Source organism: Lactiplantibacillus paraplantarum, from assembly GCF_003641145.1.
In the GTDB taxonomy this organism is placed as follows: Bacteria; Bacillota; Bacilli; order Lactobacillales; family Lactobacillaceae; genus Lactiplantibacillus; species Lactiplantibacillus paraplantarum.
On sequence record NZ_CP032744.1, the window covers coordinates 3,058,383 to 3,083,925 of the forward strand.

At 42.6% G+C, this 25,543-nt stretch carries 22 protein-coding genes; 5 read left to right on the top strand and 17 right to left on the bottom strand.

What is annotated here, in order from left to right:
- Positions 1–54: 54 nt before the first annotated feature.
- The 5 genes from LP667_RS14990 to LP667_RS15010 all read right to left on the bottom strand — a co-directional run bounded on the left by LP667_RS14990 (position 55) and on the right by LP667_RS15010 (position 8,139).
- Entirely contained in the window at positions 55–2,271 is a 2,217-nt protein-coding gene (locus tag LP667_RS14990) for an alpha-galactosidase (protein WP_021730078.1), read from the bottom strand.
- A gap of 91 nt (positions 2,272–2,362) precedes the next feature.
- Positions 2,363–4,321 carry a sugar MFS transporter gene (locus LP667_RS14995; RefSeq protein WP_021730079.1) on the bottom strand — a complete coding sequence of 653 codons (1,959 nt, stop codon included), beginning with the start codon at positions 4,319–4,321 and terminating at the stop codon, positions 2,363–2,365.
- A gap of 321 nt (positions 4,322–4,642) precedes the next feature.
- On the bottom strand, positions 4,643–5,677 hold the full coding sequence (locus LP667_RS15000) for an aldose epimerase family protein (RefSeq protein WP_021730080.1): 1,035 nt from the start codon (positions 5,675–5,677) through the stop codon (positions 4,643–4,645).
- Positions 5,678–5,795: 118 nt separating this feature from the next.
- Positions 5,796–6,791 carry a LacI family DNA-binding transcriptional regulator gene (locus LP667_RS15005; RefSeq protein ID WP_021730081.1) on the bottom strand — a complete coding sequence of 332 codons (996 nt, stop codon included), beginning with the start codon at positions 6,789–6,791 and terminating at the stop codon, positions 5,796–5,798.
- 325 nt (positions 6,792–7,116) lie between these two features.
- Positions 7,117–8,139 carry an aldo/keto reductase gene (locus LP667_RS15010; protein ID WP_021730082.1) on the bottom strand — a complete coding sequence of 341 codons (1,023 nt, stop codon included), beginning with the start codon at positions 8,137–8,139 and terminating at the stop codon, positions 7,117–7,119.
- A gap of 183 nt (positions 8,140–8,322) precedes the next feature.
- Between LP667_RS15010 and LP667_RS15015 the strand changes: the two genes are divergently transcribed.
- The gene (locus LP667_RS15015) at positions 8,323–8,691 is read left to right on the top strand and encodes a pyridoxamine 5'-phosphate oxidase family protein (RefSeq protein ID WP_021730083.1); all 369 of its coding nucleotides are present in this window, start codon (positions 8,323–8,325) and stop codon (positions 8,689–8,691) included.
- 53 nt (positions 8,692–8,744) lie between these two features.
- Here the strand turns inward: LP667_RS15015 and LP667_RS15020 are convergent, their stop codons facing one another.
- Genes LP667_RS15020 through LP667_RS15035 form a run of 4 tightly spaced genes read right to left on the bottom strand, consistent with a single transcriptional unit; the run spans position 8,745 to position 13,685 of the window.
- A complete protein-coding gene (locus LP667_RS15020; RefSeq protein WP_021730084.1) occupies positions 8,745–11,036 on the bottom strand; it encodes an FAD-dependent oxidoreductase in 2,292 nt (763 codons plus the stop codon).
- The gene (locus LP667_RS15025) at positions 11,029–11,985 is read right to left on the bottom strand and encodes an FAD:protein FMN transferase (protein ID WP_021730085.1); all 957 of its coding nucleotides are present in this window, start codon (positions 11,983–11,985) and stop codon (positions 11,029–11,031) included. The genes LP667_RS15020 and LP667_RS15025 overlap by 8 nt, the downstream gene beginning before the upstream one ends.
- A gap of 33 nt (positions 11,986–12,018) precedes the next feature.
- Entirely contained in the window at positions 12,019–12,777 is a 759-nt protein-coding gene (gene aroD, locus LP667_RS15030) for a type I 3-dehydroquinate dehydratase (RefSeq protein ID WP_021730086.1), read from the bottom strand.
- Positions 12,778–12,800: 23 nt separating this feature from the next.
- A complete protein-coding gene (locus LP667_RS15035; protein ID WP_021730087.1) occupies positions 12,801–13,685 on the bottom strand; it encodes a shikimate dehydrogenase in 885 nt (294 codons plus the stop codon).
- Between the two features lie 138 nt (positions 13,686–13,823).
- Here LP667_RS15035 and LP667_RS15040 point away from each other — a divergent pair, with 138 nt between their 5' ends.
- A complete protein-coding gene (locus LP667_RS15040; RefSeq protein ID WP_021730088.1) occupies positions 13,824–14,753 on the top strand; it encodes a LysR family transcriptional regulator in 930 nt (309 codons plus the stop codon).
- Between the two features lie 33 nt (positions 14,754–14,786).
- On the opposite strand, the gene LP667_RS15045 is transcribed toward LP667_RS15040, so the two are convergent.
- The 5 genes from LP667_RS15045 to LP667_RS15065 all read right to left on the bottom strand — a co-directional run bounded on the left by LP667_RS15045 (position 14,787) and on the right by LP667_RS15065 (position 19,633).
- A complete protein-coding gene (locus LP667_RS15045; protein ID WP_056988508.1) occupies positions 14,787–16,040 on the bottom strand; it encodes an MFS transporter in 1,254 nt (417 codons plus the stop codon).
- Position 16,041: 1 nt separating this feature from the next.
- Positions 16,042–16,926: a shikimate dehydrogenase gene (gene aroE / locus LP667_RS15050; protein ID WP_056988509.1), complete on the bottom strand. Its 885-nt coding sequence runs from the start codon at positions 16,924–16,926 to the stop codon at positions 16,042–16,044.
- Positions 16,927–16,943: 17 nt separating this feature from the next.
- A complete protein-coding gene (locus LP667_RS15055) occupies positions 16,944–17,828 on the bottom strand; it encodes a shikimate dehydrogenase (RefSeq protein ID WP_021729925.1) in 885 nt (294 codons plus the stop codon).
- 87 nt (positions 17,829–17,915) lie between these two features.
- Positions 17,916–18,755 (bottom strand): SDR family NAD(P)-dependent oxidoreductase, encoded by an 840-nt coding sequence (locus LP667_RS15060; protein WP_021729924.1) that lies wholly within the window; start codon positions 18,753–18,755, stop codon positions 17,916–17,918.
- 26 nt (positions 18,756–18,781) lie between these two features.
- A complete protein-coding gene (locus tag LP667_RS15065; protein WP_021729923.1) occupies positions 18,782–19,633 on the bottom strand; it encodes a sugar phosphate isomerase/epimerase family protein in 852 nt (283 codons plus the stop codon).
- 226 nt (positions 19,634–19,859) lie between these two features.
- Here LP667_RS15065 and LP667_RS15070 point away from each other — a divergent pair, with 226 nt between their 5' ends.
- Both LP667_RS15070 and LP667_RS15075 read left to right on the top strand, forming a co-directional pair.
- A complete protein-coding gene (locus LP667_RS15070; RefSeq protein ID WP_021729922.1) occupies positions 19,860–20,765 on the top strand; it encodes a LysR family transcriptional regulator in 906 nt (301 codons plus the stop codon).
- A 292-nt stretch (positions 20,766–21,057) separates the two neighbouring features.
- On the top strand, positions 21,058–22,251 hold the full coding sequence (locus tag LP667_RS15075; RefSeq protein WP_033609139.1) for an MFS transporter: 1,194 nt from the start codon (positions 21,058–21,060) through the stop codon (positions 22,249–22,251).
- A gap of 136 nt (positions 22,252–22,387) precedes the next feature.
- On the opposite strand, the gene LP667_RS15080 is transcribed toward LP667_RS15075, so the two are convergent.
- Genes LP667_RS15080 through LP667_RS15090 form a run of 3 tightly spaced genes read right to left on the bottom strand, consistent with a single transcriptional unit; the run spans position 22,388 to position 24,199 of the window.
- On the bottom strand, positions 22,388–22,759 hold the full coding sequence (locus LP667_RS15080) for a hypothetical protein (RefSeq protein ID WP_021729920.1): 372 nt from the start codon (positions 22,757–22,759) through the stop codon (positions 22,388–22,390).
- On the bottom strand, positions 22,752–23,543 hold the full coding sequence (locus tag LP667_RS15085; RefSeq protein WP_021729919.1) for an alpha/beta hydrolase: 792 nt from the start codon (positions 23,541–23,543) through the stop codon (positions 22,752–22,754). The genes LP667_RS15080 and LP667_RS15085 overlap by 8 nt, the downstream gene beginning before the upstream one ends.
- A 29-nt stretch (positions 23,544–23,572) precedes the next feature.
- Positions 23,573–24,199, bottom strand: a complete 627-nt coding sequence (locus LP667_RS15090; RefSeq protein WP_244926164.1) for a GntR family transcriptional regulator — start codon at positions 24,197–24,199, stop codon at positions 23,573–23,575.
- 112 nt (positions 24,200–24,311) lie between these two features.
- On the opposite strand from LP667_RS15090, the gene LP667_RS15095 reads away from it, so the two are divergent.
- Positions 24,312–25,232, top strand: a complete 921-nt coding sequence (locus LP667_RS15095) for an IS30-like element ISLsa1 family transposase (protein WP_057717442.1) — start codon at positions 24,312–24,314, stop codon at positions 25,230–25,232.
- Positions 25,233–25,543: the final 311 nt, after the last annotated feature.

The window sequence follows — 25,543 nt, forward strand, 5'->3', positions numbered from 1 at the left end:
TGCCAGAGCGTTCTTTTAGATTAGCGATAATCAAATTTCAATGTAACTAACGGCTTAGTCCTTAGCCTTGAAGTAATGTACCTGCGCGGTGAAATCACTGGTTTGAACGGGAGTCGTGTAAAGTCCTAGTTGCATCAGTTCATCGCCACCATACATTTTGTTTGTATCGGTCTCAACGTAGGTCTGCTGAGGATCTAATCCCGCTAGCTTCGTAATATGCGGTTCTGGTTGAACTGCACCTAAAATAACGAAGGTGAATAGCAAGGCTTCTTTCTGATCCGGACTAACAAACATCCACGCGACCGTATTAGATTCAAACGGGCTCTCTAATCGATAGAAGGTCCCGTATTGAACTAACTCACGGTGCTGCTTATAGAAGACGACCTGTGCTTTAACGGCTTGTTTGTCCGCATCACTTAGTTGGGCCGCGTCCAGTTCATAGCCCAAGGTACCACTCATTGCCACAGCACCACGCATCTTCATCGACGTCGACCGTCCTAACAATTCATCCGGGCTCGTCCCGACATGGGCAGTAATTGCAGAAATTGGATAAACGAGTGAAGTCCCATATTGAATTTTGAGCCGTTCAATCGGGTCATTATTATCTGATGGCCAACTCTGTGGCATGTAATACATTAAACCAGCATCAAAGCGGCCACCACCGCCAGAGCAGCCTTCAAATAAGATCTGTGGATAGCGTTTTGTTAAACGCTCCATCAAGTCATATACACCTAAGATAAAGCGGTGGCTAGTCTCACCTTCATGAGCTGAATCGCTATGTGGCGAATAGACTTCCGTTAAATTGCGGTTCATATCCCACTTGATATAGTCAATAGGCACCTTATCAAGAACGGCAGTCATCTGTTCAAAAATATTGTCGACAACATCCGACTGGCTGAAATCAAGCACGTATTCGTTCCGTGACAACGTCCGACCGCGATCTGGTACGCCTAGCACCCAGTCAGGATGGGCCCGGTAAAGTTCGGAATCAGCTGAAATATTTTCTGGTTCGAACCAAAGACCGAACCGCATCCCTTTATCATGAGTTCGTTTACTAATATCCGCCAAGCCTTCTGGTAACTTGTTCCGATTAACAAACCAATCACCCAGCGAACTATTATCATCATTCCGATGACCGAACCAACCATCGTCAAGCACAAACATTTCAATACCCAGTGGTGCCGCCGCATCTAAGATTGATTGGACCTTATTCGCATCAAAATCAAAGTAAGTTGCTTCCCAATTGTTAATCAAGATTGGCCGGGGTTCGCGCTTGTAGCGACTACGCGCAACCCGATCACGTAATAAATCATGATAGGCTTGCGACATCCCGTTAAGTCCAGTTGTCGAGTACACCATTGCAACCTCGGGCGTTTGGAAACTATCACCGGCCGCCAATCGCCAGTCGAAGTTATATTCATTGATTCCCATGGTCAAGCGCGTCTGACCAATTGGGTCCCGTTCTAAACTAATCTGATGGTTACCTGAATAAATCAGCAGGGCACCAAGGACATTACCTTGAAATTCATTGGTATTCGGAGCTGCTAGCGCCACGAAGGGATTCATGTGATGAGAACTAGCACCCCGGCGACTTTCAAACTGGGTTACACCCCGGTTAAGCCGCTCACGACTAAGCTGACGTTCACGCGCATAACTTCCGGGTAATGAAATGGCATCTAAGGGCTGCGTTGGTAGGTCCATCTGCATCGAAGCCACTTTTTCTAAGTCAACAGCTTGTTCACTCTGATTAATCAAGCGGGCACTACGCGTGATGACCGGCCGCTCCCGATAAATCGTGTAAGCTAATTCGAGTGTTATTCCTAATGTGGCATCTCGCAACGTCACAATCAAAGTTTGGGCTTCATCCTCATCTTCGACATAGGTTTGTGGCAAACCCTTAAGGTCTGGCTTACCTGCTTCGAGTCGGCAGTCTTGATAACGGAAATCAACCGTTCGCGCACCATTAGCCGCACGAATAATCGCGGCCGGTTGCCGATAATCACCGGTGTTATTACCACCGTACTCCTGCGGTAGATCATCCTTGGAATACGTCCGATCCGTTGTATCTGGCAAATTTCCTGAAAACCCACGATCAATTCGTGGATACTGACGCTCGCCATGATAACCACGTACTCGTGGACCAAAGTACAAATGGGCCAACACGTTACCTGTCTCTACACCTAGAATGTACGAGATTTGATCATTATGCAGGTGAAAGACAAGTTGTTGTTCATCAATGTCAATTAGAGTTTGTTGCAACGTCACTGCCATAGTAAAATCTTCCTTTCGATATTAGCTTTTTCTAGTTCGCAAAAAGAGCTATTAATGGCTCGCGTCATTAATAGCTCTCCTCGTAAAGAAACTATGCTTGATCCGGTAAGCCGACATTCGATAATTGTAAGACATCTTCATCATCTTGTACGGTGGTTCCTGAATCTTTAAGATACGTAAATTCGGGCATATCTTTATAGTTTGTAATAACGACCATAACGGTATCATCCAAGCCAGCTTTTTCAATTGCTGGTTGCCAGAATTCAATTAATTCTTGACCTTGTGTGACATGGTCGCCCTTTTCAACATACTGAACAAAACCAGTTCCGCGCATCTTAACGGTACCAATCCCAATATGAATCAAGGTTAAAATACCCGTGTCAGAACGTAAGCCAATCGCATGGCGTGTTGGGAAGGTTGCAACAACTTCACCATCAAATGGCGCTAAGACACGACCATCTGTTGGTTTGATAGCAAACCCTTTACCCATACTACCGTTAGCAAAAGCTTCATCCGCAACATCATTCAAACTGATCAATTCACCAGCAACAGGATCCTGGTAAACTGTCGTCTTAGTATCAGCTTCTGCTTCAACTTCGGCAGGGGTTTCATCAGTTTCCAAATGAGTTGACCAAGTCTTTTCGAGTTCATCAACGATTTGCGCATGCATCTTTTCATCCAACTTAACTTTCTTAAAGAAGATGAATGTCCCAATCAAAATCATAGCAGCAGGTACACCGAACATCATTAACTTGAAGATGGCAGCACCATGGCTAGTCACATCACCAGCAGTAGCACCAGCCGTCATCCCGGCCCAAACAGCAGTTAAACCAACGACACCGTTAGAAATCGCACCGCCTAATTTATCAAGTAAAGGCCGAACGGATAAGGTCAAAGATTCGTCACGGTGACCAAACTTTAATTGCCCATATTCAACAGAATCACTCAAAACCATCAAGACAACTAAGAAAATTAATGGTTGTGGAATGTAGAATAATACGGCTGCTGTCAAGATCATTGGTAATGATTGACCAGCAAAGGCAAACATGATCAACGAGATCATCATAATAACAATTGCCAAGAAGAACACTTTACGACGACTAAACTTCTTTGCTAATGGTGGGAAAGCCAAAACGGCGAAAATCCCGATTAATGCATTCAATGATCCTAAGAGTGTAAATTTCGATGCATCACCCAAGATATAAGTAAAATAGTAAAGTTCTAGTGAGTTAGTGATGGCAATGCCTGCCGTGTAAATCCCATACATCAATGATAACCACATCAATTGATCATTACGTGCTAACACTTTAAAAACTTCTTTGAAAGTTGTTTTTTCAGTGTTCTTACGCAATTCAGAATCATTTTCTTTAGTCCCAAGTGCAACGACTAAGGCGGAAATCAATGCAATCGCCGCAATAATAATCCCAAAGGCCATCCAACCACGGTTATCACCTTGGCCGCTGTTGGCTTTAACTGAGAATGTCAAAACAATTGGCATAACAACGATCCCAACAATGTTAGCGCCAATGTTAGAACCAACCCGGGCATATGTCGCCGTCTTTTCACGTTCTGCGGAGTCAAATGAAATCGCAGGTATCATTGACCAGAACCCAACATCCTTAAATGAATAGAAGATATCCATTGTAATATATAAAATTGCAAAAATAATTAGGTATAGAATTGGGTTAGACGTATTCAAACCGCCTAAGCTAGTGAACAATAACGCTAAAACAACGGAACCAATAATCCCACCAGTAACAATCCATGGTTTAAAGTGACCCCACCGGGAATTAGTGTTATCAATTGCATTCCCAATTAACGGGTCAATCGCGAGTTCCACGAACCGTAGACCTGCAATGATCATAGTAATGTACGCGATCATCTTAGTCCCTTGTGCTCCACTGCTCTTATCGAACAGATGGGAGGTCACAAACATAATAAAATAAGTTGATAATGTTGCGTAGAAGGCATCGTGCCCAAACGCCCCAAATGAATAAGCAAGTCGCGACGTTATTTTACGACTCTTACTCTGCTTTGTCTCTGCATCCATAATCTCGCCTCACATCTTTCTTGAATAATTTACAAGTTTAAATGTAATCGTTTTCAGAAGTAATGTCAATGATTTTTAGTAAAATTTGTTCAATAGTTTTATCTATACCGATTTTTATTATGGCGCTCCTTGTCCTTAATATCTCCATATCAAGCCACCGTAACGTCATACACTACTAGCATTAAATGAGTTTTGTCCTTTATTAACGACACCGCCAGTCCTAAAAAGAGCACTTTACTAAACAATGTAAACACTGTTTAAAGCGTCCCATTTCAATAAAAAAGTGTTAGGCTTACAAACTGCCTAACACAATAGCAAATCTTAATTTAATCGTTCATATTGATACCGAATCGTATGGGTCACTGGTTGCCCGGGACGCAAAACAATATCACCAAAGTCCGCATGGTTAATGGCATCCGGCAAAGTCTGGGCTTCCGTCGCTAACGCATTATATTGATGTGCGTCTTCCTTATCAGCATCAAATGGATTAGCCGTGAAGATAATAAGACTATTGCGATCCGAGTAAAGTTTAACCTGCCGTTTACCGTCAACATCGCCAACGATGGCAATTGGTTCCGTGGCGCTAGGTATCACTTCATAGGCATCGTCGAATTCAATGCCACCATTTTCGGCCTTTAATTGGGCCAGCGCTTTTTCAACTGGTTGCGCCTGGTTAAAGTCGTACGCCGTCCCCTTAACCGCTAATTTCTTACCAGTCGGTACTTTCTCACCATCAAACTCAAGATGAGCCGCACTCGTAATCTGCAATTTTTGTTGTGCTAAACTAGTTCGATCATCGGTCGTATTCCAATAAACGTGATTAGTTGGGTTGAAGAGTGTCGCAGCATCCGTATCACCAGTAAACGCAATCGATACTTGATCTTGATTATCCAACGTAAACTTGATGGCCACGTCCATATTTCCCGGGTAATTATCATCACTAGCCTTAATGTGTTTCGTTAAAGTCACACTGACACTATCATCAGTCTGACTAAAAGCACCATCAAAGTTGAGCGTGTTAAAGCCATGGTTACCGCCATGCAACGAATGTGTTTGTTCATTCATTTCAACTTGATAAGTTTGATCATCAATATTGAACTTAGCACCACCAATTCGGCCAGCAACCCGACCAATTGATTGACACAAGCAGTAACCCACTCGTTGATAGTCAGCCATGTTATCAAGGCCCCAGATCAAAGGCTGCTCAACACCGTCTTCATTGACAACAAATTCTTGCCACGTACCACCGTAACTCAATACTGAAATGCGAGTCTGACGGTCGTTAACTAACGTATAACGCATTACGTCTTGACCATCCAGCTGGTCAAATACTGTTTTTTTAGTTTCCAAAATCATGCCACCTCCGTGTTATTTAAACCGCTTTCATTATGTAGTATACCAGAATTTCAGCCATCTGAGTAAAACTTTTAGTTAAATAGTAAAAGGGGCGTCTGATTTCCAGCCGTCCCTTTTACTATTTAGTACTGGCTCGTTCAACTAAGTTGGTGCCCAATTCGACGCGTTGCGTTGTTGTCCGTCCCGCCAAGCGCGTCATTACTAAATTAACAGCAGTCGCCCCCATCAATTCAGTATCAACATTAACGGCACTTAATTCGGGATAAACAAAAGTTGCCAACGACGTATTGTTAAAACTAAATAGTTTTACTCGTTCTGGCACTTGAATACCGCTAGCCTGCAATGCCTTGAGCGCACCGGCCGCCATCGGATCGTTCGCCACAAAAAAGGCCCCTGGTAACTGATCGCCCAACTTACGAATGGCTTTTTGCATCATTTTAAAACCAGACTCGCTTGTGTAATCGCCCTTGAAGACAAACTTGGGATCAAACGCATGCCGCCGTTCCATTGCAGCTCGAAAACCTAACATCCGCCGATCAACTACCGCTAATTGGTGGTCAGTCGTCATTTCTTGACCGTGAATAAACCCAATACGATGGAAGTTACGTTGCCAGAAGTAATCGACAACTTTTTCGGTTGCTAACCGAAAATCAGTAATAACACTATCGAAACCAGCATCGAACTGATCATCATCTACAAAGACTAGATTATCAGTCACCGCAGCCAAGTCCGCTACTTGTGGCTGACTAAACTTACCAACGGCGATAACCGCATCCACGTCCGGTCCCAGTTCTTGTAAATTATTCTGAAAAATACGCGTTACCTCAAACTGATTATCCTGTCCGCGTCGTTCAATCCCCATGCGCACTGACATATAATACAAGTCATCTTGTTCCTTGGATTCTGAATACCATTGAACAATGGCAAGCCGTTTACGGGCAGTCGCGACAGTATGCCGTTTATTTTTTGAATACTGTAATGCTTCCGCTGCATCTAAGATTCGCTGACGCGTCGTATCACTAACAGACAATGACTGATCTTTGTTTAGCACGCGCGATACAGTTGCTAATGATACACCAACTTTATTCGCAATATCTTTTAGCGTTGCCGCCATGGATTGGCCCCCTTAAATTCAAACTAATTCTCACTACCATCTAAAGTCGCTATCGCATGATTTATTTGCAAATTATTTTAATTTTCAAGTATTGTGTCAAAAATCGACACATAATCGTGATAACCATCATGTAAAACTTTATCATTAAATGTGAAAATTGGCGAATTTAAACACTAATTTATTTAGTAAAGATTATTCTGAACGTGCAAATCACTCAAATTGTGTTATTATTAATTTAACTATTAGGTACAGAAAGGGCCATATCTTCGGATATGGCCCTTTCTTTTACACGTTATAATATGCTATATAGCGAAGCACTCAAACGCTATGACCGACCAGCACTCCAATCAATCACTGGTTGTTCAGCAAGAATTTGTTCAATCGTTGCTAATTCTGCTACACTAAATTCCAATTTTCCTAGTGCTGCAACGTTATTGATCACTTGTTCTGGCCGGCTAGCACCAATTAAAACGCTAGCCAAGGCCGGCTGACGTAAATTCCAAGCCAAGGCCATTTGAGCTAAGCTTTGACCACGTTGTTGTGCAACCTCATTCAAGCGTTTCACCGTCGTTAGTGTTTGCTCAACCTGGACTGGACTCAAAAAAGGAATTGTCTGCTTATTGGCCCGTGAATCAGTCGCAATCCCATGCAAATACTTATCCGTTAACAATCCCTGTGACAGTGAGCTAAAACCCACTGCCGCCTTGTGAGTCGCTTGCAGGACAGGAAACAAGTCCTGTTCTGCCTGTCGATTAAACATATTGTAACGCGGTTGATGAATAATATATGGCGTTCTTAACGCTTCAAATATCTTGGTCATGGCAGCCGTCTGCTTACCATTATAATTTGAAAGCCCAATATATAACGCCTTGCCCTGCCGTACTAGTTGATCAAGCGCAGCGGCTGTCTCTTCCATTGGTGTCTCGGGATCAGGACGGTGACTATAGAAAATATCAAAGTAGTCTAAACCAGTTCGCTGCAAACTCTGATCAGCACTCGCAATGATACTTTTCCGTGAACCCCAATTACCATAAGGTCCCGGCCACATCACATAGCCTGCCTTACTGGCAATGACCATTTCGTCACGGTATGGCCGCATATCGGTAGCCATAATACGGCTAAAATTAGTTTCTGCACTGCCGGGCTCCGGGCCATAGTTATTGGCTAAATCATAGTAAGTAATTCCTAGATCAAAAGCTTGATGAATGATTGCCTTTTGATTAGCGATCGGATCAACGCTTCCAAAATTATTCCACAGACCTAGCCCGATTGATGACAACTTCAGGCCACTATTACCTACTCGATTATAAATCATATGGTCATAGCGGCTCTGACTTGCTTGATACATATTAAACACCCTCTCGTTATTAGTTCCTAGCTAAAGTTACCGCTTTCATTAGTAAAAAGCAACGCCTGGTTTTACCATGATACCTCCGCTAAGATTATTGAGACATCGAACGCTCTTGCTTGATAATTTATATATATCAACTACAATATATTATGAGAATATAAACGTGAAGGAGTACTTATTATGGACCCTAAATTTATTGAAGTTATCAAAGACACGACCCCCGCAACCATCGTCACGGTCAACGCCGCACCAGCGCACGTCGTCAACACCTGGAGTCATTATATGCAGCTTATCGATGATCATACCCTATTGATCCCATCGGCTGGCATGCACTCAATTGAGACCGATTTTGCTAACGACAACCACATTACAATTGCTGTCGGTAGTTACAAGGTTCCCGGCACAACTGGCACTGGCTGTGGTTTCCACATTCATGGTACCGGCAAGTTTGAAACTAGTGGCGCTTACTTCGATCAAATGCACGCCAAGTTCGATTGGATTCGTGCAACCTTGGTTGTAACCATTGATGATGTGGAACAAAAGATTTAGCGACTAAAAGAACGTACACGAGTTGTGTACGTTCTTTTAGTCTGGCTTAGCCGTTAATTCATTACTGTCTTCTTAGATGCTAATTCAAGCCCCTCTAAAAAGTGCCCAAAGCACTGCTTCAAGAAGTGTTCGCTACCATCATCATTCAGATGGTCGTTCTCATCAAACTTATTGCCGGCTTGTGGTAACATGAACTCGTTACCAGGCATAACTTTGGCATCCACACCTGGTGAGTCCAAAATCTGTCGTAAGTTCATCTGAGCACGCACCGTACCTTGAATACCTAACGAAGTCCCGACAATCATCACTGGTTTGTCTTTGAATGGATGTTCTGCACAGGACAGCCATTCGATGGCACTCTTCAAGGCAGCTGGAATCGAATGATCATATTCTGGTACCCCGAAGACAACGCCATCAGCGGCTTCGATCTTAGCAGCCAGCTCCTTCACAACAGCCGGTTCCTGATCCATATCATCTTCATTGAATAGCGGTAAATCTTTAATTTCACAAATTTCAAAATTAACTTGCGTTTCAAATAATTCTTTCATGGCGTACAACAACTTACGGTTATATGACTTTGAAGCGTTAGTCCCCACAATGGCCACGATATTAGCTTCGTCATCGCCCGCGGTTGCTTGCCGCTGAGCGTTTTCACTAGCCGCGGCGCCGGCAACGTAACCCGACGAAATACCCCAAGTATTCATCATACTTGGCATTGAATCATGTCCGTTAGCGCCGCCGATGATTTCCCCAGCACCAAAGTAATTAGCTACCGGTGCATCTTTAGTCGTTACCAATTGCAAGTTATCAGCATCGACACTATAGCCACCTAAAGTCGTCGCAAAGCGATCACGTTGTTCAATGATGTAGAATGTCTCACCTTCAAATTGGTGCAAGTACTTCGGATCACGGCCGAAATCATGGTCGTGACCATCTTGAACATAGCCTTGATAGTTTTTGACCGTTTGGACTAATTCATCAACCGCAATTCCGGCCTGCTCAGCAGCACTTTCCAAAGAACCCTTAACGAATACTGGCCGCTTGCCCTTATTCTCAAAGAAGCTCTTAATTTCTTCTGGTGTGAAATCATGCAAGATCAGCAGATCGTAAACTTTCTTCCAAGTCCGTTCATCCATGACTAGGTAAGCAACTTTATCCGCTTGTTTAAGAATGGCATTCCGGAAAGTCGTATAAACATTTGATTCATTAACGATCCGATCACCCTTAGAGTTAACGTAAATTGCCCCCATATCAGTCGCCTGTTTTGACGCGTACGTAGTCAACTTAGCAACGCCTGGTTCCACTTCAACACCGTGTGGATACAGCTTGTACCAACCTAAATCGTGCGTTTGCAAATCCAAATCACCATTAAATTGATAAGCATCCCCAGTGGAAGTCATTGGACCATAATAATCAATGCCTTCGCTTTCAGTCCCACGCATCTTTTGGTTAGCGCCATGACCACCCGCAGCAAGCACAACTGAGTGCGCCTTGATGTTGACTGTTTGGTCCTTTTGAGCAGCGATCACACCGCGCAACTTTTTATCGTTGTCTAACATAAGCTTTTCGACTCGGGTATCCAACATAATTTGACCACCCGCAGCAGCGAACGCCTTGGAAACTTTTTGAATGAATTCATAGCTACTTGCTGAAGGCAATTCAATCTGACGGTTAATCGAATGTTCTGGTGTTTGCGTCTGTGCTTTTTGATAATGTAGATCTGCAAACTTACTAATAAAATCAATGGCTGGACCAATATTATGCACCATTAGGTCGGTCAAGGCTGGATAGTTCGTCTCCAAGCTTTCACGAGCAACATCTTGTGCCAACATTTCTGGCGTATCATGATTATTATCAAAAATTTGCGCAGCAACATCGGAACCCGTTCCGACCACGTTAGAACCATTCAAAATGGTGGCACCGCCCAGATAGCCGTTCTTTTCAACTAAGATAACCTTCTGGCCCATTGTCAGCGCCCGGCAACCAGCAACTAAGCCCGCTTCACCACCGCCGATAATTAACACGTCAGTCCGTAAGTTCTGCGTCTTTGGGGCCTTTTTCTTAGGAACTGGCTGTACGTCAACCCCAGCATCCGTTACGGCCTGATCTGCCGACTTCAATAATGCCTGGGTCATCACCGTCGCACCACTAATCGTATCAACGTTAAACGACTGTTCCGTAATAATATTTTCCTTTAACTTATCAATGACTTGATTAAAGATCCCCGACGTTTCGGAATGCTTTAGTATTTTCAAATCCTCAATTTTGTTATCTTGTACGTCAACTTCATAATTGATAATACCGTTATGGCCCATTGCTTGGCCGGTAATTTGTTTTTTACTCAATAGTAAACACTCCTTTGCGTCGCGGCGTTAAGCCACTGGTAACTGTTACCTGCTGTTCATGATCAATAAAAATTGCTTCCGTATGTGGTAATTGTTCGATTAGCCGGCGACCACGGCCTGGCCCTTCAAAGTAAGCCACCGTTGATAACACCTCGGCTAATTCTGACCGTTCAGTTATAATCGATACCTGATCAACTTGATTTTCAACCGGATAGCCGGTTCTAGGATCCAGAATGTGATGATAACGGTGATTGCCAATCTTAAAATATCGTTCAAAGATGCCTGACGTCACTACCGTTCTGGCAGGCATTTCGACCTGTAGCGCTGGATAACCACGTGGCGCTTCAGGTGCCTGAATGCCAACTTGCCAACGCTGATTATCGGTTAGCGGATTGATGCCTAATAACTTAACATTGCCACCAAGGTTAACAATGGCACTAGTAATGCCAGCCTGCTGCAACTGCTTAACGACCTGATCGGCAAAATACCCCTTGGCAATCGCACCAAGATCTAATTGCATGCCAGGTTGACGCAAGTAGATACTCGATTGAGCTTCATCTAGGATAACTTCGTGCGTATCTAATAAGGCTAATCGTTGTCTAATTTCCTTGGCCGCTGGTACTTGATGCCCACCAAAACCAATCTTCCACAGTTTAACCAATGGTCCAATTAGCACATTAAAACTACCAGAATATTGCTTTGTGTACTTAATGGCATCCGATACTAGTTGAAAGCATTCAGTGCTAACCAAGACTGGATGAATACCGGCATATTGATTGATCGCAGCCAATTCTGAATCAGCACGATTAACCGAAAAGACGCCATCCATCCGTTGCAAATAATCATAGACCGCCTCGACCGCTACCTGGTTGGGCTCAAATAATGTCAGCGAGATGACGGTTCCCATCATCGTAAATTGTGAAACATACTTTTTTTGTGTCCCAATCATCACTCTGACCTCACGATTTCTTTCAGCTATGCCTTAATTTAACTTCAGATCTTCCAATTCCGGCCGTAAATTTTCAAGTGCAATTTGCCCAGGTGCCGAAGCCGCCCCGACCGTTGCAAATGATAAACAAGAGCCGAACACTTCACCAGCAAGCCGTGACACTTTTCCTAAGTCACCCATCGACATTGTGATTACTGGCTGTGGTAGTGTTTGGCGTGCAATATTAGTCGCTGTCAGTAACGTTAAGACATCCTCCACCGATTGTGGCATCACAGCCATCTTAGCAACGTCAGCACCATAATCGACCATACTAGTCAGTCGCTTAACGATCTCAGCAACCGCCGGCGTTTTATCAAAATCATGATTACTCATGATCACAACTACTTGATGCTCATGAGCTGCTGCAACAATTTGCTTAACAGCTTGTTCGTCATGGTAACGTTCAACATCTAATGCATCCGTGAACCCACCATCTAAGACCGTCTCACATAGTTTAAAATATTCAGCATCTGATAATGCTAATTCGCCGCCCTCACCTTTAGTTCGAAAGGTGGTTAATAAGGCAATATCACCTAAAGCCTGGCGAAGTTGCTGACCGGCTGACTTCAACTGTTCAGGATTAGTTACATCCTTGAAGAAATCAATTCGCCATTCAACGACATCTGGCTGTGCAGCTAAGATCGGTGTCGTCGCTGCTAAAATATCATTAATCGTCGTTCCTGTAATAGGCACTGCCAACTTAGGCCGACCGCTACCAAGTTCAATGTTTCGTAGCTTTATCACTGGTTGCATCTTAACTTGCCTCCTGTCATCAATTATTTGTCCTGATCATCACTAAACAGAATCTGATGAATATAATCAACTGGCATATCTTCACCAGTCCACAGCTTAAAGGCTGCTGCACCTTGTTCAAGCATCATACCTAAACCATTATAAACATGCTTCAACCCTGCTTGACGAGCCACCTTCATTAATTTAGTTGTTCGTGGTGCATATACTGTATCAAAGACAATTTGGTCTGAGCTGAACCAACTAGGATCGTCCACAAGCGTCTTATCCTCAAGTGGCTTCATTCCGACACCCGTCGAATCAGTATAAATATAAGAGCTTTGGATTTCCCGTTTAAAATCATCACGATCTTCTAATGAGTGTAAAGTGGCGTGACAGTCCGTCTGCTCATTAATTAGTTTAACGTTCCGTTCGGCATTTGCCCATGTTGCATCGTGCATATTAAAAATAGATATTTCTTTGACACCATCCAACGCAGCCTGAACTGCAATCGCAGTCCCGGCACCACCAGCACCAGCTAGCGTCATTTTATGTCCACGAATATCCAAGCCTTCATCCGCGAGCGCTTTCATAAATCCGATGCCATCAGTTGTATAACCTGTTAAAACACCATCATCATTAACAATTGTATTAACCGCACCCACCATTTTGGCTGCTGGATCAAGTTTATCAAGCAATGGGATCACTTTTTGCTTGTTTGGCATTGAAATATTGGAGCCACGCATATCAAGTGTTCTGATTGACTCAATTGCGCTTGGCAGCGTTTCATTCGTCACTTCAAATGCTAAGTAAGCGTAATTCAGTCCTAATTTAGCAAAAGCATTGTTATGCATAGTTGGGGACATTGAATGACGAATTGGATACGCCATTAAACCAATCAATAAAGTATGCCCATCAATTCGTTCTGCCATCAAAAACCACTCCTAAATATTATTTTTATCTGTTTGTTACTCAATTCACTTGTTATGTTAGCAAATTAGTTTAATATAATAAATATAGATGAGTTGTTTAAATCATCAAAGTTATCTATGAGTAAAGGAGCATTCCTCATGAATTTAAGACATTTAGTTTTTTTCAAAGAGCTAGCTCGAACACAACATATGGCAAAGGCTGCCGAAAACTTAGGTATCTCACAGCCTTCGTTGAGTTATGCCATCAAAAAGCTCGAACACGAATTGGGGGTTCCACTTTTTGAAGCAGATGGCCGTAATATCAAGTTAACATCAATTGGCGGTGTTTATTTGAAATACGTCACTGCTACTTTAAATGATTTATCACAAGGCAACGAACTCGTCAAACAACTTATGGATCCAGATACCGGGCACGTTAAATTAGGATTTACCTACACCCTTGGACAGCAACTAGTTCCCGAATTACTGTCCCACTTTAAGAATCAAACTGAAAACCAAGCAATTACTTTTGAACTTGGTCAGGGAAATTCTGGCGTACTCCTGCAAGCACTAGCCGATGAAAAATACGACATCGTGCTAGCTTCTAACGTCGATAAACTAGGTGAGCAACTAACTGCTCATCTCTTTGACTTTATCCCGCTAGTTCAACAAGAAATCGTTGCGGTTGTTCCAAATGATCACCCCATGGTACAAAAGAATCCGCTACACGTTGAAGACCTAGCACCCTATCCAATGATCTTATTTTCACAGAACAGCGGCTTACGACCATTAATCGACCAAATCTTGTCAGCAGCCCACGTTCAGCCCAAGGTAGCTTATGAAGTGGAAGAGGATCATACTATGGCTGGATTTGTTCGTTACAATATGGGTGTCGCGTTAATGCCCTACCTACCACTTTTAAATCCCGAGCGTGTTCAAATCAAACACTTAGCTGATCAGCCATTACAACATCAAATTTACTTAGTCGTTCGTCGCAGTGGTTTTATTACACCTGCTGTTCATCGTTTCCAAGAATTTATCCGCAGTTACTGTTGGCAACATTACACTAATCAAGAACGATCAATCTAAAAATTGCGCCTTTATTGAAGGCGCAATTTTTAATTAACTTTCAACACCGGAAGCAGCCGACGTATGTGTTGACCGACCACCATGTTTCACAATCAATGCTAAACCAACCCCAATTAAAGTAATCACAATGTTCATTAGAATTATCATCCGTGGCGCATCAGCACCGGTAACTTTCGTCAGGTATGCAGCAGCCGATAATACGGCATAATTAGCAACACTTGAGGCAATCATTACAAGCGATGTCACTAAGCCTTTGCTATCTGGAAAGAAACCAATAGTCGTGGAAGTTGCTAACTGTAGCACACCACCAGCGGCAGCGTAACCAATAACAAAACTACCGATGTAGAGAATAACTGGGCTATTAATGAAATAGCACAACAACAACATCACAATTGAAATACTTGGATATAAGACTAATACAGTCGTCTCTTTTAGGCCCATATGAATAAATTGCGCCGTCAACAAGACCGCTACCGTTGCACCAACTGCATAAAACGATTGTAAGATGCTGGGATCTTTGATACCGTAACTCGTGCCCAATTCTTGATTACAATTTAGCCAAATCATAAATGTGGCTGAACTAGTAAAACCGATTAAGATTGACGCAATTGAGGCCGGTGTAAAACGATGCTTTGGCTTGTCAGTAGTCGCTTTAGCCTCAACAGTTGCTTTATCCTGCTTAGGAAATGGCAGAAACAAAACTAAGATTGCATCGGCAATCATTAAAATACCACATCCAATAAAAATAACCTGATATGACATTTGAGCGCTGGCAACTAAACCAATAACAAATGGTAGTACAAACTGGGCCACCGTGATTGCAAATTTCGTAAACAAATTGGCAATTGAGGCTGATTTAGGAAAAATTTCCATCACACTCGGTGACACGCAAGTATCCAAAAATGAATTTGCAATCCCGTTAACAATACCAATTGCATACGCCCACCACATACTGTGAACACTGATCATGCCAAAGAAGAATGCGGCATATAACGCAATTCCAATAAAGCCACTAATGCGGCGCCCAATTCTATCAGATACCGGTCCGGCAAATGGATACGCAATCAATCGTCCCAACCCGTATGCAGCAATGACAGAAACCACCATACTAACATCAATCGTTCCATTAGCTAGCGTCGATGCACCCCAGGCTTTGGCAAACTCAGTCTTGTATTGCCCCATTATGGAAGAAGCAATTCCTAAAATAAAATAGGCAAAATATAATGCTAGCGCTGTTACATAATATTTTCGATTTGAATTTGTATTACTTGTTGTGTTACTTGTCATCTTAACGTCCCCCATCATCTGAGAAGAAGCGTTGTGTTACTTCCTCAACGGGCATCTCCTGGCCCGTATACAGTTTAAACGCTGCGGCACCTTGCCAAACCAGCATCCCCTTACCGCCAATCGTTTTACTTCCATGTTCAGCTGCATCTGATAACATCTTAGTAGTAGCAGGGTTATAAACAGTATCTGTCACAACTAAATCAGAACGAAAAACGGTCATATCCTTAATATTAGTTTGTTCAACATTTGGTGCCATGCCAGCCTTAGTCGCGTTAGCCAAAATATCACTTTGTGCGATTGCTTGTATCAAGGCTTCTTGATCATTAATATCACCTACAGTAACTTGACATGCCGGAACTTTGCGCATGATTTTTTGGGCTGTCAACTCAGCATTTTTATAAAACGCATCTTTAGGATTAAAGATATGAATCGCTTGAGCACCATCTAATGCCATTTGAACAGCAATTGCTGTCGCAGCACCACCAGCACCTAATACTGTCAGTCGCTTTCCTTGTGGGTCAACACCATGATGGCGTAAATTTTCAACATAACCCGCACCATCCGTATTATGGCCAACTAATACACCATCATTGTTGACAATCGTGTTTACGGCACCAATTAATTCTGCAGCAGATGATAACTCATCAACCAATTCAGCCGCAACTTTTTTACAAGGCATTGTTACATTAGCACCACGCATATTTAAAACACGTATTTTAGTTAACGCACTTGCCATCTTATCAGCCTGAATATCAAAAGCTAGGTATGCATCATTAATTCCGGCCTTTTCGAAACTATAGTTATACATTGCCGGTGAACCCGAGTGTCCCACTGGCGAACCAAAAAGACCTAACATAGTTGTATGACCATCAATTCGTGCTTCCATCTGTTTATTGCCCCTTTCTAATGCTGTTCAGCCGCTTGACGAGCCTCGTAAGCTTGATATTCAGCCGTTGGCATTGCCTTGCCCGTAAAGAGGGTATACGCTGCATCACCTTGCCACAATAACATGCCCTTACCAGGCGCTACCGTGCATCCTAAGGCTTCCGCATCCTCAATCAACTTTGTCTTTAGTGGATTGTAAACAGTATCCGCAACGACCAAATCTGAACGTAAATAACTTGGATCAACTAATGATTGACCATCTAGCGGCTTCATACCAACAATGGTAGCGTTAACCAAAATATCGGCCTTTTCAATTTCAGCCTTTAACTTGTCCTGATCTTCCAGATGATAGACGTTAACATCGATTTCTGGCTTGGCTTCCTTAATCTTCTTTTGAGTGCTTTCGGCATTCGCATAAAAATCATCATCACGGTTAAAAATAGCTAATGACTTAGCGCCATCTAATGCACATTGAACTTGTAACGCCGTAGCAGCACCACCGGCACCGATCACGACTAACTTTTTATCAGCAATATCTACGCCATTTTCCTTCAGATTGCGAACGAAGCCAATGCCATCCGTAATATGGCCTGTCAACTTGCCATTATCGTTAACAATGACATTAATGGCTCCCACAATCTTGGCGGCCGGTGAGAGCTCGTCAACAAGCGTTGCGGCAACGCCCTTACATGGCATCGTTACGTTGCTACCGCGAACCTTAAATAATCGTAATGCATCAATCGCTTCTGGCATTTGTGCTTTTTTAACATCAAAAGCTAAATATGCATAGTCTAATCCTTGCTCTTGAAAGCTAAAGTTATACATTGCCGGTGAACCTGAATGACCTACTGGAGAGCCGAGTAAGGTAAATAAACCAGTGGTACCTGAAATTCGTTTTTCCATAATTGTTATCTCCTCTTAATTAATAAAGAAAGAGACCGAGACAGTCGTCCCAGTCTCATCCACGAGTTCATGTAACTGAATTAATTTCTATTTTTTCGCTGGTTGATGATGATCAATCGCGTATTGACGCCGACCACCTGGCTTTGGAATCATGTCAGAAATCATCATATTTAAACCACCATCAACGGTCACTTCGCCACCATTAGTGTAATCAGAACGATCACTAGCCATGAACAGAACCGTATTAGCAATATCATCCAAAGTCCCAATACGACGACTAGCAACTAGGCGTTCACGACCCTCTTCAACTTTAGGATCACTATAGAAATTCTTAGACAAAGGTGTTTTGACTAAACAAGGTAAAACGCAGTTACTCCGAACGCCATATTGGCCCCATTCAGCAGCCATTTGCTTAGACATCATGTTAACCGCGGCCTTGGTCGTACTATAAGCACCACTGTAAGTTTCTGGGTAACGTGATGCCACCGTTGAGATGTGTACCATTGCACCGTGCTTTTGTTGAATCATAACACGTCCAAAACGTTGTGACATTAAGAAGTATCCCGTCAAATTAACGTTCAAGGCTGCTTGCCATTCATCAAGTCGTAAATCTTCAAATGGCGAGAAGCGTAAGATGGCAGCAGTATTAACCAGCACATCAATTTCACCAAATTTATCTGTAACTGCTTTAACTGCAGCATCTACCTCTTCTTCATTAGTTGTATTGCACTTAACCGCAAGCGTCTCAACACCATACTTGTCTGTCAATTCCTTAGCGTATGTCTCAGTTTTATCTGCAATCATATCAATTAAAACGATCTTGGCACCCTGTTTTGCAAATTCTTCACAAAATTTCGTACCCATACCACCAACGGCACCCGTAATTGCAACTACTTTATCTGTTAATCCTAACCAATTGTTATTCATCAATACTCGCTCCTTCTAATCAATACTTAGGCTTGAACTGGTTCTTTTAAAATTTCTGGCCAAGCTTGCTTTAAAACTGAAACAGTCTGCTTATAAGTGTAATCAGCAACGTAATCAATACCTTTAGCCATATATTGGTCTGAAATCACTTCAACACCAATCACCTTAGGGTCAACACCTGCATCCTTGATCATCTTCACGAATCCGGCAGTATCCAAATCGCCAGCACCAGGTGCCAAACGATCATGCATGGATTCATCCCGCAAAATGGAATCCGCGTAAGGCCGGGTATAAGCATCATCAATTTGTATTGAGATTACTCGCTTTGCTTGTTCCTTAGTCAGTAGATCGTATGATTGGTTGGCTCGTACCCAATGCCACATATCTAGTAACATATAGACATTGTCACAGTTAGCCTTTTGCATAATCTTCCAAGTCTTATCTAAGTTAGGTAAGCCACTGTATGGCATTGGTTCCAACGCAATAATCAAGTCACCAGCCCGTGCTGCTAGTTCTTGTAATTTCCTTGCAGTATAGTCAATGTCGTAGTCTTCCATTAAGCCGGTATTAATGTGCTTTACACCAAATAGTTCACACATATGGAAGCAAGCTTGTTCTTTATATTTCTGTTCATATGTGCGAGTTGCTTCACACCACTGAACAATATACTCAACTTCAGTACACCGAATATTGTATTTGTCCAAAATTGCAAGAATATCATTATCCGTTAAGCCTTCGTTCAGGGCATCCACGTAGGTTTCAGCGCGTAACCCAATACCGTCATAGCCAGCGGCACTAGCAGCCTTGCAACGATCTTCAAATGTACACTGATCACCAAGTGTCCAGGAACTAATTGTAATTGGATGTGCTTTTGTCATAATAACTTCCTCCAAGGATAGTGGATTCGTAACATGCATGTTTTGTGATTCACATAATTTATTTTACAAGTTAAATGTAACCGCTGTCAGGTCTAGCGTCCAATTGCTTTTAGGTGTTGCTAGCCATAGCCAAAAGTTATCAATTCTGGTATATTAGCCGTAGTAACTAGCTCTAGCCAACAGTTATCACCTTGCCAAAAGCAAACTTTAGGAGGTCAGTTGTCTCATGAATTTAGATCACTTGCGTTATTTCGCCGCTTTATCGAGGACTGAAAACTATACACAAACTGCCAAGCTGTTACATATTACACAACCTAGCCTAACCAAAGCTATTCACTCCTTAGAGTCAGAGTTAAATATCGATCTCTTTCAAAAATCCGGACGCAGTGTACAACTAACGCCAGCTGGAAAAGTCTTTGCTAGTGATATCGAATCCGTACTACTACAATTAGATAAAAGTGTGACGAATGTTAAACGCTTCAATCAGCAAAAAGCGCCCATTCGTATTGCTGCACTTCGCACATTGAGTATTAAGTGGCTTCCAGATATAGCCCAACGATTCCTTCAATTGAGCCCGCACGCTGCCGTGCAATTTCAGTTCAATACGGATACCGGCCTATCCCCAGATATCCTAAACGGTCTTCGAAACGACAAGTATGATGTAACGTTTTGTTCAAAGATGGATCATTTTAGCGATATTGAATTCTTCCCAGTTGCTGAACAAACAATGGTCTGTATCACGCCAATGACTCATCCACTGGCCAATCGTTCTAGCATCAACTTAGCAGAAACACTCGCCTACCCTCAAATCACTTTTTCGCAACGCAGTGGTCTCCATCCAATCATGCAAAAATTATTTAATGATTGCGGCGGTCAACCAATTAGTGCTTACGCTGTAGAGGAGGACCAAGCAATTGCTGGATTGGTCGCCAGTGGTTTTGGTATCGCCGTTGTGCCAAATATGTCCATCCTACAAAATATGCCGGTAAAGATCATTCCTTTATCGTTCCCAACTTGGCAGCGAATCTTATACATGGGTACACTTAAACACCATACGTCCCAACCAGCACTTGAAGAATTTATTAGCTTTGTTCGTGACCAAAGTAAGACACTTTCAATTAATAATATTTAAGCACAACAAAATCACATGCAATCAATAACCTGAGGCTATTGATTGCATGTGATTTTGTTATTAGACACTTTCTGAAGTCGTGTTAAAATTTGAATTGAATCAATGATTGTGAATTATATATCAATAAAATGGATAAATTATAAACAATCGCTTACATTACTGTTATTTATAGCTATCAAGGTGTTCATTAGCACTTCATAAAAGCGCTGTATATACATTGATTTACTGGACTTTGTGAAATTAAGAATTTGCGGGTGATACTATGGAACTCAAAGAAAAGCAGGGCATGACTATGAAACATAAAACATACTTACCATTAGCTGCTGGGATTTATTTGAATTATGCTATTTTAGGAATGGCAACCATTATCGTGTCCCAATACGGGACCCAATTTCAAGCATTGTGGCATACTGATGTTAAGGGCCTCTCAACCGTTATTGCAATGATTGGAATTGGCCGACTATTGACGATTCTAGTTGCGGGTTATCTTTCTGATCGTTTAGGCCGTAAAGGAACCATGCTAATCGGCATGATTGCACAAATCATATTTCTGATGGGACTGTTCTTCAGTACCAGTTTAATCAGTGCTTGTATTGCCGCGCTCTTTATGGGCGCAACTAATTCTTTTGGTGACACAGCTAGTTACCCAGCACTAACTGATGCTTTTCAAGAGCAAGCAGCAAGTATGAATTCATTAGTAAAGGCAGCCATGTCACTTGCACAGTTTGTTCTGCCATTCATTGTCGCTGCTCAGCCTAATGCTCAGGTTACGCTAGTCATCATGGTTATTGTCATGGTTCTAGATATCATTCTAATTGGATTGGCCAGTTTTGCACCACAAACGCTAACTCAAAAACACACTAAAAATACTGACACGTCCAAAAATAATGTTCAGCCCAACGGCGCCAAACCTTCGATGCTAATCGACGGTAGTTTGCTAATCATTGTGGGCTTTACACTCTCATTCACGTTTTACATTTTTTCACAGTACGCGCCAAACTTTGGTAGTAGCGTCTTAAAGTTAGGCTTAAACAGCGCTAAATCACTGATTTCATGGTATGCAATGGCATCGCTAGTATCTGTCTTCATTACATCCTCTTTAGTCACCCGTGTTAAACCGATCAAGTTGATTTTTGCTTATACACTGATTTCATTTCTTGCATTACTGCAAATGGTCGTCATTCCTAGTGCTGATGGTGCTCGGTTAACTGCCATCGCAATTGGGTTCTTCGCTGCCGGCGGTATCTGGCAGCTAGGCCTAACCTTACTAAGCCAATATTTCCCTGCCGAAAAAGGCAAAGTAACGGGTTACTACAGTTTCGCCACTGCCCTGACCTTCTTCGTGGGTCCGTTAGTCTCCAGTTTTATCATTGACGATACGGCTACCAGCGTTCTCCATGTTTTCGAAATTGATACTGGGGTCACGTTGCTCAGTCTTGTAATCGTTATCATTCTAATGATCAGAAACCGAAAATTTTCTGTTTAAGTACAGCTGTGAATCAATAATACGAATCAATAAATAGGCCTAGGTTACGCCAGCATTGCTCAACCTAAGCCTATTTATTATTTAAATTGAAGACTTCCAAAATTGACTTTCTTATAGCACTAAAACGCGCTACCTTTCACCCTCTGACACTCACCAATATCTGTACCACCACCATCAAGGTCGCCAAAACATCTAGCACCCAACTACTCCACACATAGTAGTTTTCCATTGGTCGATATTTTTGACGCGTCACTTTAAGATTTTTCTCGTATAACCGATTGAAGAAAATAAATAGCCAGATAAAGAACCACAAAATCAGACAAAAGACTGGATAAATAAAAATATTGCTCTTGATTCCCCACGGTGTCAGACTCGTGACGGCGGTTGGCACGTAGACACGATCAGGTAATAGTGGGTATGCGATAATTGCCAATAATAGCGGTAATAACGCTAATCCCGTCTGCCGCCACAAATTATAGTGGCCGTGCTCATCTTTAACATTAAACATTGCGCCAACCTCCCTTAATTAACCAGTGCATTGCAAATGGTAACTGATGATTCCAGAGCCGCCAATCATGGTGACCATGCTGTAACTGCCATTCAAATCGGTCTTTAAATACGTCCGCCAACTGTGGCTTGAAGGCTTCGTCCATTGACCGTAACATATCTTGATCACCCGTCGCCATTAGAACACGTAGCGTCCCCCAGTTTGTCGGTTGCTGTACCAAGTAAGACAAATCTGCTGGCGTCCCTTGCATCTGTGCTGGTGAGAAAGCCAGCTCAAGGTCTGGCATAATTGCCGATTGTTCCACGTGAAACCTTTTGAGATTCGTCACTGGTGATAGTGCCGCGACAGCCGCAAACCGGTGTGGATAGGTAAAGGCATAACGTAATGCCCCGTAGCCCCCCATGGAGTTCCCCAACAAATAATTATCTTCCGGTCGTGCCGACAACGGGAAGATATAACGCATTCGTGTCGGTAACTCGTGGGTCAAATAATCCCAATAGCGTGGACCATGGACCATATTCGTATAAAATCCCCGCCCCGTTTCCGGCATGACAACCGCTACTCGGTATTGCGTCGCCAGTAGTTCGATTTCCGTTCGCCGCAACCATGACGTTGCGTCCCCGCCTAAGCCATGCAACAGCCACACAGTGGGCAGACGGTGATCCCCACTCGTATATTCCGGTAGAATCTGTCCAGCCGCGTTCACTGGTTCCGGCAAGATGACTTGGACTTGAACTGACTGTCGTAATACGTTGGAATACAAATTATTACTGTGAATTGACATTGTGTGACACTCCTCTCGTTACCCACCAATCAACGAATTCGATTGGTCGTTACTGACTTGGAATCACTAGTCAGTGCCAGGCCAAAATAGTTAGGTAGCATATAACTAACAGTGTATTCCAACGGTTGCTCTCCCTGAAATACCCAACGCTCGATCTTAATCACCGTTGTCTCCATACCAACGTGCAAATAATCTGCTATTCGTTGGCTGGGAACGCAGGTCGCCGCATATTCTTGCTCAAACGGTTGTCGTGATAAATCAAGTTGCGCGTATTTTCGAATCACTGCATAAATTGAATGTACTTCCCTCAACTTTTTCATAGCTGTATCAGGAATCAGCGAAGCTAAATACCATGATTGTGAAAATTCAAATGGCGCCCGTTTGATTTCACGCAACCGTTCTAAATACCAGATTGCTGTACCGGCTTCAAATTTAGCTCGTGTTGGTAAAGCCATCTCCTGATCAGCAACTAGAATGGCAACCTGCTCCTCGTCAACATCATACGTATGGGTATCCGTAATCCGAACAGCTGTCCCACGATTGAACTTAGAAACAAAGCTGCCTTTTCCTTGAACACGGTAAATATAGCCCTGGTCAGCTAACATATTTAGCACTCGTACCACTGTCGTAGAACTTACCTGATACTTTTTGCGCAACTCACTTTCACTATGGCAAATTCTATAATTAATCCGAACAGAAATTAAAAAGCCCAAAGCAATCACTTACAATGGTAGTAGCTAATTCCAACCAATATAGGGAGTGATTACTTTGGGTACATCTACTTTATCACGTTTTCAACGTGGCGCACTAGCACAACTGGTCAATGAGGGGAATAAATCTTACCAAGTAATGGCTGACGCCTTAGGCGTCGCCAAAGCTACGATTAGCTATGAGTTGGACCGGGTTAAACCTTATGATCCAGAATTAGCTCAGCAAGATGCAGATCGCAAAAGGCGGAATTGCGGTCGTCGTTCGATGCTGACGGCAGCATTAGCGACTTTAATTACCAATCACTTACGATTAACCTGGTCACCAGAAACCATTGCGGCCGCTTATAACTTGAGCACTGCGTCAATTTATAATTGGCTTAATCGTGGCTGGCTCCCCTTCAAATTGACTGATCTACCCAATCGGAATGTCCGCCAGCACCGAGTGAGCGAAAATCGGGGGAAATTTACAAGTGGGACTTCCATCGAACAACGGCCAACAACTGTTAATCAACGGTTAGCTTTTGGTCATTGGGAAGTAGATACGGTGCTTTCTAGTCGAGGTGAGTCACGATCATGTCTGGTTACATTCGTAGAACGTAAGACCCGACTTCTATGGGCCATCAAAGCCCCTAATAGAACGGCTAAGGCTCTAAACACCGCCTTTGGCAAGTTTATGGGGGCCTTCGGTCCCCAAGTAAAATCCATTACTGTTGATCATGGTAAAGAGTTTGCCAATTATCAGGCCTTAGAACAGGATTATCAGATCAAAGTTTATTTTTGCCATCCATATTCACCATGGGAGCGAGGTTCCAATGAATATTTTAATAGACGGTTACGCTGGTTCTTCCCGAAAAAGACCAATTTTAGCCAAGTAACGACTGATGAGATCCTAGCAGCACTTGAACTAATTAATCAACGACCATTAAAAATACATCATCAACAGACTGCCATTGAAAGATTCCGGGCTTGTTCGGATTAAACTTGTAATTTGCCCTATAAAAAGGATCATTTTTACGAAAATGATTAGCATTTAATTCCAACACTAGCGCACTTAAAATAGTTTGATAAATTGGTTCCTTTCGACTCATAAACACCACCATCCAATCCTCAATAACTTAATGCATTAAATGTCTATACTTAATCGAATTTTGTTAATATCGAATAATTAACCACGATGAAAGCGTTAACTATACTGCTATATTATGCTATACTCACTCATGAAATCAAGTTAATGTGTTAACTTAAATTAAATTCAAGGGGGAATTTATTTTACGATTAATCGCACCAACT